Origin of the sequence: Limnohabitans sp. (assembly GCF_044361645.1) — a bacterium.
Taxonomy (GTDB): domain Bacteria; phylum Pseudomonadota; class Gammaproteobacteria; order Burkholderiales; family Burkholderiaceae_C; genus Limnohabitans_A.
The window spans coordinates 1-8,779 of the sequence record NZ_JBIKIL010000144.1; the positions used below are offsets into that span (position 1 = coordinate 1).

11 protein-coding genes are annotated in these 8,779 nt (G+C 58.2%); 5 read left to right on the forward strand and 6 right to left on the reverse strand.

The features are described from left to right. The 4 genes from ACIQ39_RS17080 to ACIQ39_RS17095 all read left to right on the forward strand — a co-directional run. Positions 1–1,278 (forward strand): toprim domain-containing protein (locus tag ACIQ39_RS17080; protein WP_396435798.1); only part of this gene is annotated, 1,278 nt, incomplete at its 5' end. A gap of 135 nt (positions 1,279–1,413) precedes the next feature. Further along, the gene (gene queA / locus ACIQ39_RS17085; RefSeq protein WP_396435799.1) at positions 1,414–2,517 is read left to right on the forward strand and encodes a tRNA preQ1(34) S-adenosylmethionine ribosyltransferase-isomerase QueA; all 1,104 of its coding nucleotides are present in this window, start codon (positions 1,414–1,416) and stop codon (positions 2,515–2,517) included. A gap of 52 nt (positions 2,518–2,569) precedes the next feature. Further along, on the forward strand, positions 2,570–2,839 hold the full coding sequence (locus ACIQ39_RS17090) for a YlcI/YnfO family protein (protein ID WP_396435800.1): 270 nt from the start codon (positions 2,570–2,572) through the stop codon (positions 2,837–2,839). Positions 2,840–2,857: 18 nt separating this feature from the next. Further along, positions 2,858–3,166: a type II toxin-antitoxin system RelE/ParE family toxin gene (locus ACIQ39_RS17095; protein ID WP_396435801.1), complete on the forward strand. Its 309-nt coding sequence runs from the start codon at positions 2,858–2,860 to the stop codon at positions 3,164–3,166. 22 nt (positions 3,167–3,188) lie between these two features. Here ACIQ39_RS17095 and ACIQ39_RS17100 read toward each other — a convergent pair whose 3' ends face one another. From ACIQ39_RS17100 to ACIQ39_RS17115, 4 genes are read right to left on the reverse strand one after another with little or no spacing between them, the layout of a single operon-like run. Then, positions 3,189–3,512, reverse strand: coding sequence for a non-heme iron oxygenase ferredoxin subunit (locus tag ACIQ39_RS17100; RefSeq protein ID WP_396435802.1), 324 nt, complete (start codon positions 3,510–3,512; stop codon positions 3,189–3,191). A 2-nt stretch (positions 3,513–3,514) separates the two neighbouring features. Next, positions 3,515–3,994, reverse strand: a complete 480-nt coding sequence (locus ACIQ39_RS17105; RefSeq protein WP_396435803.1) for an aromatic-ring-hydroxylating dioxygenase subunit beta — start codon at positions 3,992–3,994, stop codon at positions 3,515–3,517. Between the two features lie 5 nt (positions 3,995–3,999). Further along, positions 4,000–5,265 (reverse strand): aromatic ring-hydroxylating dioxygenase subunit alpha, encoded by a 1,266-nt coding sequence (locus ACIQ39_RS17110; RefSeq protein ID WP_396435804.1) that lies wholly within the window; start codon positions 5,263–5,265, stop codon positions 4,000–4,002. Positions 5,266–5,275: 10 nt separating this feature from the next. Beyond that, the gene (locus tag ACIQ39_RS17115) at positions 5,276–6,505 is read right to left on the reverse strand and encodes an ATP-binding protein (protein ID WP_396435805.1); all 1,230 of its coding nucleotides are present in this window, start codon (positions 6,503–6,505) and stop codon (positions 5,276–5,278) included. A gap of 146 nt (positions 6,506–6,651) precedes the next feature. Between ACIQ39_RS17115 and tgt the strand changes: the two genes are divergently transcribed. Then, a complete protein-coding gene (gene tgt, locus ACIQ39_RS17120) occupies positions 6,652–7,848 on the forward strand; it encodes a tRNA guanosine(34) transglycosylase Tgt (RefSeq protein ID WP_396435806.1) in 1,197 nt (398 codons plus the stop codon). Between the two features lie 126 nt (positions 7,849–7,974). Here the strand turns inward: tgt and ACIQ39_RS17125 are convergent, their stop codons facing one another. Together ACIQ39_RS17125 and ACIQ39_RS17130 are read right to left on the reverse strand one after the other, a co-directional pair. Then, entirely contained in the window at positions 7,975–8,262 is a 288-nt protein-coding gene (locus tag ACIQ39_RS17125; protein WP_396435807.1) for a Bor/Iss family lipoprotein, read from the reverse strand. Between the two features lie 11 nt (positions 8,263–8,273). Next, a complete protein-coding gene (locus ACIQ39_RS17130; protein ID WP_396435808.1) occupies positions 8,274–8,561 on the reverse strand; it encodes a Bor family protein in 288 nt (95 codons plus the stop codon). Positions 8,562–8,779 lie beyond the last annotated feature (218 nt).

The following is an 8,779-nucleotide window of genomic DNA, read 5'->3' on the forward strand; positions in this document are numbered from 1 at the left end:
ACCCGCCGCAAAGGCGTGCTCGACGGCATGGGCCTGCCCGGCAAACTGGCCGACTGCCAAGAAAAAGACCCGGCCCTGTGCGAAATCTACATCGTCGAGGGTGACTCCGCCGGTGGCTCGGCCAAGCAAGGCCGCGACCGTAAATTCCAGGCCATCTTGCCCCTGCGCGGCAAGATCCTGAACGTCGAAAAAGCCCGCTACGAGAAGCTGCTCACCAGCAACGAAATCATCACGCTGATCACCGCCTTGGGCACCGGCATCGGCAAAGTGTCCGCCGACTCCGGCAAGAGCGGCACCGACGACTTCAACGTCGACAAACTGCGCTACCACCGCATCATCATCATGACCGACGCCGACGTGGACGGCGCTCACATCCGCACCCTTTTGCTCACGTTCTTCTATCGCCAGATGCCCGACCTGGTCGAGCGCGGTCACATCTACATTGCCCAGCCACCGCTCTACAAAGTCAAAGCGGGCAAAGAAGAGCTGTACCTTAAGGACGGGCCAGCGCTCGACGGCTTCTTGCTGCGCATCGCGCTCAAAGACGCCAGCATCAGCACCGGCGGCGCTGCGCCCCAAGTGCTCACGGGCGAAACGCTCGAAGCCCTGGCGCGCAAACACCAAGTGGCTGAAAACGTCATTACCCGCTTGTCTAACTTCATGGACGCCGAAGCTTTGCGCGCCATGGCCGACGGCGTGTCGCTGAACCTGGACACGCTGGATCAAGCCGCCGAGTGCGCCCCCGCACTGCAAGCCAAACTGCGCGAACTCAACACCACCGGCATACCCGCCGAAGTGGCGGCCGAATTTGACGTGCGCACCGACAAACCGATCCTGCGCATCAGCCGCCGCCACCACGGCAACATCAAGAGCAGCATCATCACGCAAGACTTTGTGCACGGTGCCGACTACGGCGCGCTGGCCGAAGCCGCTGAGACCTTCCGCGGTTTGCTGAGCGAAGGCGCCAAAGCCCTGCGCGGCGAAGGCGAGCGTCAGAAAGAAGAAAAAGTGGGCGACTTCCGCCAAGCCATGCATTGGCTCATCAGCGAAGCCGAACGCACCACCAGCCGCCAGCGCTACAAGGGCTTGGGCGAGATGAACCCCGCCCAACTGTGGGAAACCACCATGGACCCCACCGTGCGCAGATTGCTGCGCGTGCAGATCGACGACGCCATCGAAGCCGACCGCGTGTTCACCATGCTCATGGGCGACGAAGTCGAGCCGCGCCGCCACTTCATCGAGAGCAACGCGCTGCGGGCGGGCAACATCGATATTTGAGGGCTCAGGCCCTCACCCTCAGCCAGCAGGTTGTGACATTTCACGACTTTGTGCCTGAGGTTTTGGCAGGCCATGCCGAGCCACTCGGGCATGGCCATTTTTTCCACTTTGTACGGGCCTGTTCGGCCCTGAAGCATGTCCACTTTGACACCTCTCTCACAGCCTGCAAGTCGGGATTTCACGCTCAGTGATTTCGACTTTGAGCTCCCCCCCGAACTGATTGCCCAGCACCCTGCCGCCCAGCGCAGCGCTTCGCGTTTGCTCGATGGCGCGCCCGGTGCCATCACCGACCGGGTTTTTCGCGAACTGCCCGGCCTACTCAACCCGGGCGATCTGCTGGTTTTCAACGACACCAAGGTGGTCAAGGCGCGCATCTTTGGCGAGAAGGCCTCCGGCGGCAAGCTGGAGCTGCTGATCGAGCGCGTGCTGCCCGGCCACCAGGTGGTGGCGCACATGAAAGTGAGCAAAAAGCCTTTGCTGGGCGGCAAGATGCACATGGCGGGCGGCGCACACCAGGGCGGTTTTGATGCGCTGCTCTTGGGCCGTTGGCCCGATGCCAACGGCCCGCTGTTTCATCTGCAGCTGAGTGACGAGCCCCATGCGCTGATGGAAAAGCACGGCGTCATGCCACTGCCCCCCTACATTGAACGCCCGGCGGGCGCGGCTGCGCATGCCGACACCGAAGAAGACGAACAGCGTTACCAGACCGTCTTTGCCCGCGCCCCGGGCGCGGTGGCCGCGCCCACCGCAGCGCTGCATTTTGACGAAGAGGTATTGGCCGCCCTGGCGGCACGGGGCGTGCATACCGCCAGCGTCACGCTGCATGTCGGTGCGGGTACTTTTCAGCCGGTCAAAACCGAGAACATCGCCGAGCACCACATGCACAGCGAATGGTATGAAGTGCCCAAAGCCACCCAGCAAGCGATTGCAGAGTGCCAAGCACGCGGCGGCCAAGTCGTGGCGGTGGGCACCACCACGGTGCGCACGCTGGAGTCGTGGGCCAAGTTCGGCCAGGTCAGCGGCGACACCCAGATTTTCATCACGCCGGGCTTTGAGTTCAAAGTGGTCGATCTGCTGATCACCAACTTCCACCTGCCCAAAAGCACCTTGATGATGCTGGTCAGCGCCTTTGCGGGCTACGAACACATCATGGGCCTGTACCGCCACGCGATCGCGCAGCGCTACCGTTTTTTCAGCTATGGCGATTCGATGCTGCTGAGGCGTACCAAGATCGATTGAACCTGCTGAAATTACCGCGCATTACAATTGCACTGCACTTGAAAGGTTTGATGTGAAAACTGCAACACTTCCAGCTCTGCGTGTCAGTCCAGATTTAAGGCAAGCTGCCGAAAAAGCACTTCGACCCAATGAAACCCTTTCTAAATTGATGGAAACCTCATTGGAAAAGTTCATCGCCCACCGTGCAGCAGAAGACGAGTTCATCGCCCGAGGTCTGCGCTCAGCCCAAGACGCGCGCCAAAATCAGGTTTACTTTTCGGCCGATGAAGTGCTTCAGACATTGAAGCACCAATTGGCCAAAGTACAGTACTCAGCCCCTTGACATCCAAGTGGGTTGGCCATGGATGACTTTCATGTCCGTTTCACGGAACAAGCCCAGTCCGATCTGAGTCGGCTCTATGAGTTCCTTCTGGCTTTTGACATTCATACCGCTGAACGGGCATTGTTAGCCATTGAAAACGGTCTGGATTTTTTGCGCAAATCACCTTTTTCTTGTCGCAAAGCAGCCGATGGTGCACACGGCCCTCTGCTCAGAGAGCTCATCATTTCATTTGGTGCATCTGGGTATCTGGCACTTTTTGAAATTGAAGACGCTCAAACGGTGACCATCCTCGCATTGCGACATCAGCGAGAAGACGATTTCCACTGACGATCATCGCGCTCTGTCCAATTCAGTCCAGCTGAAGAAACACCCGCCCACCTTCGATCTTGACCGGCCAGGTCTTGGCCGGCTCGGTCGCCGGGCCGCAGGCCACTGAGCCGTCGCGCAGGCTGAACTGGGCCTGGTGGAAGGGGCACTCCACGTGCTCGCCTTCGACAAAGCCGTCGCACAGTTTGGCGTTGCCGTGGGTGCACGGGTTGCCAATGGCGAAGACCTCGCCGTCTACGCTGAACAGCGCAATGTCCAGGCCCTCCGGCGTCACGGCGATGCCTGCGCCCTCAAACAAATCGGCCTCGGCGGCCACGTCGGTCCACTCGGTTTTTGGGAAGCTCATGGTCATATCGGGTAAATGATGGCGTTGGGGATCATTTCGCTGTCGTACACGCACAGGCGCTCGGCAAACTTCAGGCCCTCGGGGGTGGGCACGATGGTGTCGATGTAGCGGCCCACATTGAACACCGTGCTGGCCTTGTCGAGTTTGGTGCGGAACACCGCATAGTTGGCCTCAGCATGGATGCGCTCACCATCGACGCGCCGCACCACCGGCGCGCCCACCACATGGCGCTGGTAATAGGGGTCGTGGTACAGCGTTTCCTGAATGCCATACACCCGGTCTTTGAGCATGCCTTTGCTGGTGAACGACAAGGTGCACAGCGGAAAGCCGCGCGCATGGTTCTCACGCGGGATGAGTTTGTACACACACTGCTCGGTGAAAAACTCGGGCCATAAATCCCACTGCCCGCTGTCCACGGCCAAGGCGTAGTCGGCGTACAGGCGGGTCAAGGCCATGTGGGTTTCAAAGTTCACCATGGTCATCGTGGTCAGGCCTCCATCACTTTGCGCCAGTAGGCGTACATGCCCCGGATCAGGGTTTCGGTCACCATGTGATCGGTCTCGCCCACATCGCGCCCGCCCAGCTCCACCAGCATGCGGTGCTCGGGTTTGGTCTCAAAGGCTTGCTGCGAGAACTCGATCACCTCGCCGTCGTCTGCGCTCACAAAACCGGCCGGGCCAAACAAATTGGACTGGCGCAGGCGCCTCTCGGTCATCTCGGGCGTGTCGTCTTCAAAGCCAAAGTGCGTCCAGACAAAGTCAAACGCGCCATGCCCGTCGGGCTGGATGTGCCGCGTCGACACGCTGTTGACTTGCTGCTGAAAAATCACACTGGGGAACAAGGTCATCATCACCGCCGTGGGCATCTTGTCGTCCATCTGCCACCAGGCCTCGGGCACGATGTCCAGAAAACTGGCGTCATGGAGTTGCATGCTGTCCTTGAAGCTGCTCACTTGTGTGACCTGCGACGCCGCGCCCGTGGCCTGGCCCGCGCTGCCCCGGGTCGAGATCATGGCGGCGTGGCGGTGGTGCGCGTCCATGCGCAGCTCGCTCTGGTTGTCGGCGCGCCACAGGCCAAAAGTCACAAACCAGGTGTGCAGCAGGCCGGGGTGGTAGGGGTCCTTGATGTTCTCTTGCATCAGCTTCCAGTTGCCCGGAATGCGCTGGCGGTTGTAGCCCAGCACCACCAACTTGCGGCCATTGAACAGGCGGTCAAAGTATTTCAGGATGGTTGGGCCCATGAAATCTTCGAGCGACGCCACATTGTGGTCGAACGAGGCGAACACCACGCCGCCGCGCGTGGCCACTTTCAGGGCCGTCAGTCCGTGGTCCTTGGGGTCAAAGTCGGAGGGCATGCCGCCGTTGACCTTGCCGCCCTGCCTCACGCCGCGCCGAAACGGCACGCCCTGCAAGTCGCCTTGCAGCGTGTAGCTCCACTGGTGGTAGGGGCAGACAAACTCTTTTTTGTTGCCATGGCGCTCGCGGCAAAACTGCATGCCCCGGTGGGCGCAGACGTTTTCCACCACGTGGATCTGCCCATCGTCTGCGCGCGTCATGATGACCGAGCGCTCGCCCACCACGGTGCGCTTGAAGTCACCCACGTTCGGGATCTCGGCCTCCAGGCCCACATAGCTCCAGTGGCTTTTGTAAAAGAAGCGCTCCAACTCCTTTTTGTGCAGGCCTTCTTCGGTGTACACGGCAAACGGGACGCGGCTGGTGCCTTCCGTTTCCCAGTGGATGGGGTGTTCGGTCATGGTGTTGTCCTCAAGCGTGTGATGTGAGCGTGACCATCCTGTCGCGATGGATTTTCCAAATGGTTTCGGCAAGATTGTGCAGGCCAATCACCTGAACTCCGTCTCCCACGGGATAAGCGTCTGTGCCGGGATAGACCAACCAGCGCTTGGCGGGCTTCAAGTCTTCACACGCACTGTAAAAACCCTTACGAGGCTTGCTGGCAACACCGCGTTTGACTTCAATGGCCCACACACCGTGCCCCGGAATGTCGAGCAGCAAATCCACCTCGGCACCATTGCTCGTGCGGTAAAAACCACTGCTGGTATTGAGCGGCGCGGCGTTGAGCAAGGTCTCCAGTGCAAACCCCTCCCAACTGTTGCCTACCACCGGGTGCGACAACAGCGCATCTTGGGTGCCTATTCCCAAAAGAGCATGCACCAAACCACTGTCGCGCACATACAACTTAGGCGATTTCACCAGGCGTTTGCCTGCGTTGCTATACCAAGCTTGCACGCGGCGCACCAACATCAGATCAACCAACATGTCCAGGTAACGGTGCACCGTCTTGGCGTCCAACATCAGGCTCTTGCCCAACTGCGACACATCCAGCAAACCGCCTTGTTGGTGCGCCAACATGACCCACAAGCGGCGCAAGGTTTCAGCTGGAACTCGTGCGCCAAAACTGGGAATATCACGCTCCAGATAGGTTTTGATCAAGTTCTGCCGCCACGCCATACTTTTCGGCAAACTTTTGGCCAAAAAACTGTTGGGAAATCCACCGCGCAGCCATAAGACGTCTTGCTGAGCCAGCCCCCCCTCCAATAACTGCAAAGGAGGCAATTCCAAATAGACCACCCGTCCGGCCAGACTTTCACTCGACTGCCTCAGCAGTTCACCCGTGGCAGAGCCCAGCAACAGAAATCGCGCTGTGCCCTGTCCCTGCCTTCGCCCCTGGTCAATCAAGCCGCGCAGCACTTGGAAGAGCGCAGGCATTTGCTGCACTTCATCCAAAATCACCAATTTATCGGCGTGATGCGACAAGTACGCCTCAGGGTCAGTCAACTTTTGCCTGTCACTGGGGCTTTCCAGATCCAAGTACAAGCTGCCTGACTGGCGACCACTCAGTCCTGATTTGGCAACATGCTCGGCCACGCGAAGCGCCAAAGTGGTTTTGCCTGCCTGACGCGGTCCAAGCAGTGCGACGGCTGGCACATCGGCCAGCGCATCCAGAACAGAAGCGAACAAGCAACGATCAATCATCCATGCATTATAGGGAGTTAAACACTTAAATTACATGGATGAAATATTTTCCAACTCACCTTTCTTGGCTTGCCGTGCGGGCAAAAGTGAGCTTAAGCCCTTACTTGGCATGCTCCTACAATCCATGCCTCAGCTTTAGGCCTTTCATGCTCCAATTCGACCTGCTCAAAACCGACCCCTCCAGCCACGCCCGACGCGGCATCTTGACCCTGAACCACGGCGTGGTGCAAACGCCGATTTTCATGCCGGTGGGCACCTACGGCACGGTCAAGGGCGTGATGCCGCGCAGCCTGCACGAGATGGGCGCGCAAATCATTCTGGGCAACACCTTTCACCTGTGGATGCGCCCGGGGCTGGACGTGATGCAGAGCTTTGGCGGCCTGCACCAGTTTGAAAAATGGGACAAACCGATCCTCACCGACTCGGGCGGTTTTCAGGTCTGGTCGCTAGGTCAGATGCGCAAGATCACCGAAGAAGGCGTGACCTTTGCTTCGCCCGTGAACGGCGACAAGCTGTTCATGTCGCCCGAAGTGAGCATGCAGATCCAAACGATTTTGAACTCGGACATCGTGATGCAGCTCGACGAATGCACGCCTTACGAGACCAAAGGGCACCTGACCACCGAGCTTGAGGCCAGCAAGTCGATGGAAATGAGCCGCCGCTGGGCCGTGCGCTCCCAAGACGAATTTGCGCGGCTGGAAAACCCCAACGCCCTGTTTGGCATCGTGCAAGGCGGCATGTTTGAAAACCTGCGCCAAGAGTCGCTGGATGCGCTGGTGGAGATGGATTTTCCGGGTTATGCCGTGGGCGGTGTGAGCGTGGGAGAGCCCAAAGACCTGATGCTGCAAATCATGGCGCACACCCCGCACCGCCTGCCGGCAAACAAGCCGCGCTACTTGATGGGCGTAGGCACGCCCGAAGATTTGGTGCAAGGCGTGGCCGACGGCGTGGACATGTTCGACTGCGTGATGCCCACCCGCAACGCCCGCAACGGCACGGTGTTCACCCGCTTTGGCGACTTGAAACTGCGCAATGCGCGCCACAAAAACGACCCGCAACCGCTGGACACCACCTGCACCTGCTACGCCTGCGCGGGCCATCCTATCGACTCAGCCTCAGGCTCCGGCGGCGTGTCTTGGGACCAAGGCGGGCGCGGCGGTTTCAGCCGCGCCTACCTGCACCACTTGGACCGATGCGGCGAAATGCTCGGCCCCATGCTGACCACCATACACAACCTGCACTACTACCTGAACCTGATGCAAGAGGTGCGCGGGTCGCTGGACGCGGGGCAGTTCAGCGCATTCCGGGCGCAGTTCAAGACCGATCGGGCGCGCGGTGTCTGAGGTATTTATCCATGCAAATCATGGCATGAAACGCCATGATTGCAAGGATAAAAAGAGTGCCTGCGCCCACAAAAAGGCACGCAAAACGCGCCTACCGGGAGCCCATCAAACTCGACCTCCATTCGATTACCTGGTGCAATACACCTTGGCATCTTCCGGCGAATAAATTCCACTTGAAAACAAATTCAATATGCCGTTCATGAACGAAGTCGTGCGTTCAACTTTGACCACATTGGTCGCGCCACCACAAATTCTTCCTGCATCCAATGTCTGGGTTTGACCCAAACCGCTTACAAAAAACGTTTGCATTTCGTCTTTAGCCAAAATAGCCCTTTGGCCATTGACCAAGGCGGTTTGGGTTGAACAAGCACTCGTGAAAGTGATGATCGCGAGGACTGTAAATATTCTTTTCATAGGACATTCTTTCAGCGAACACAATAAACACGAATTTGACGAGGTGTATAAATGCCCAGCGTTATCAGAGCCAACCCAATGTTGGCGGGCGTTAACTGCATTTCAACGCTGCGCACCTTGGCCGCGCCACCACATACTTTGGCAGCATCCACTTCTTTACTTTGCCAGATACCGCTTATAAAAAAAGACTGTGCGACATCCAGTGCTGGCGCAGCTTGCGCTGCCGACTGAAGCTCAAATTTTTGGGTAGCGCAACCACCCAAGGCAAGCGCCATGGCGATCAAAGCGATCTTTTTCATCTTCCATCCTTTTAATTGAATCACCACAACTGATTTCGTTGCGCTACTAATTTACCATTTTTATTTATTAAAATAGGTTTTTTTAAGTATAGGCGGATTCAAAAGTGAAGTGCAACACCCTTGATTTCAGTGGATGAGCGTGGAGTGTTGCTGGCTGTTTGCAAGCAGTTCACGGTAAACAGTCAGCGGCGATCGTACCCCCAAACCTTTGCGCGGGC

Coding starts and splice junctions, on each gene's coding strand:
- ACIQ39_RS17100 (WP_396435802.1), bottom strand. CDS start 3,512: ATGAGCTTCCCAAAAACCGAGTGGACCGACGTGGCCGCCGAGGCCGAT.
- ACIQ39_RS17110 (WP_396435804.1), bottom strand. CDS start 5,265: ATGACCGAACACCCCATCCACTGGGAAACGGAAGGCACCAGCCGCGTC.
- queA (WP_396435799.1), top strand. CDS start 1,414: ATGTCCACTTTGACACCTCTCTCACAGCCTGCAAGTCGGGATTTCACG.
- ACIQ39_RS17115 (WP_396435805.1), bottom strand. CDS start 6,505: ATGATTGATCGTTGCTTGTTCGCTTCTGTTCTGGATGCGCTGGCCGAT.
- ACIQ39_RS17105 (WP_396435803.1), bottom strand. CDS start 3,994: ATGACCATGGTGAACTTTGAAACCCACATGGCCTTGACCCGCCTGTAC.
- ACIQ39_RS17130 (WP_396435808.1), bottom strand. CDS start 8,561: ATGAAAAAGATCGCTTTGATCGCCATGGCGCTTGCCTTGGGTGGTTGC.
- ACIQ39_RS17125 (WP_396435807.1), bottom strand. CDS start 8,262: ATGAAAAGAATATTTACAGTCCTCGCGATCATCACTTTCACGAGTGCT.
- tgt (WP_396435806.1), top strand. CDS start 6,652: ATGCTCCAATTCGACCTGCTCAAAACCGACCCCTCCAGCCACGCCCGA.
- ACIQ39_RS17095 (WP_396435801.1), top strand. CDS start 2,858: ATGGATGACTTTCATGTCCGTTTCACGGAACAAGCCCAGTCCGATCTG.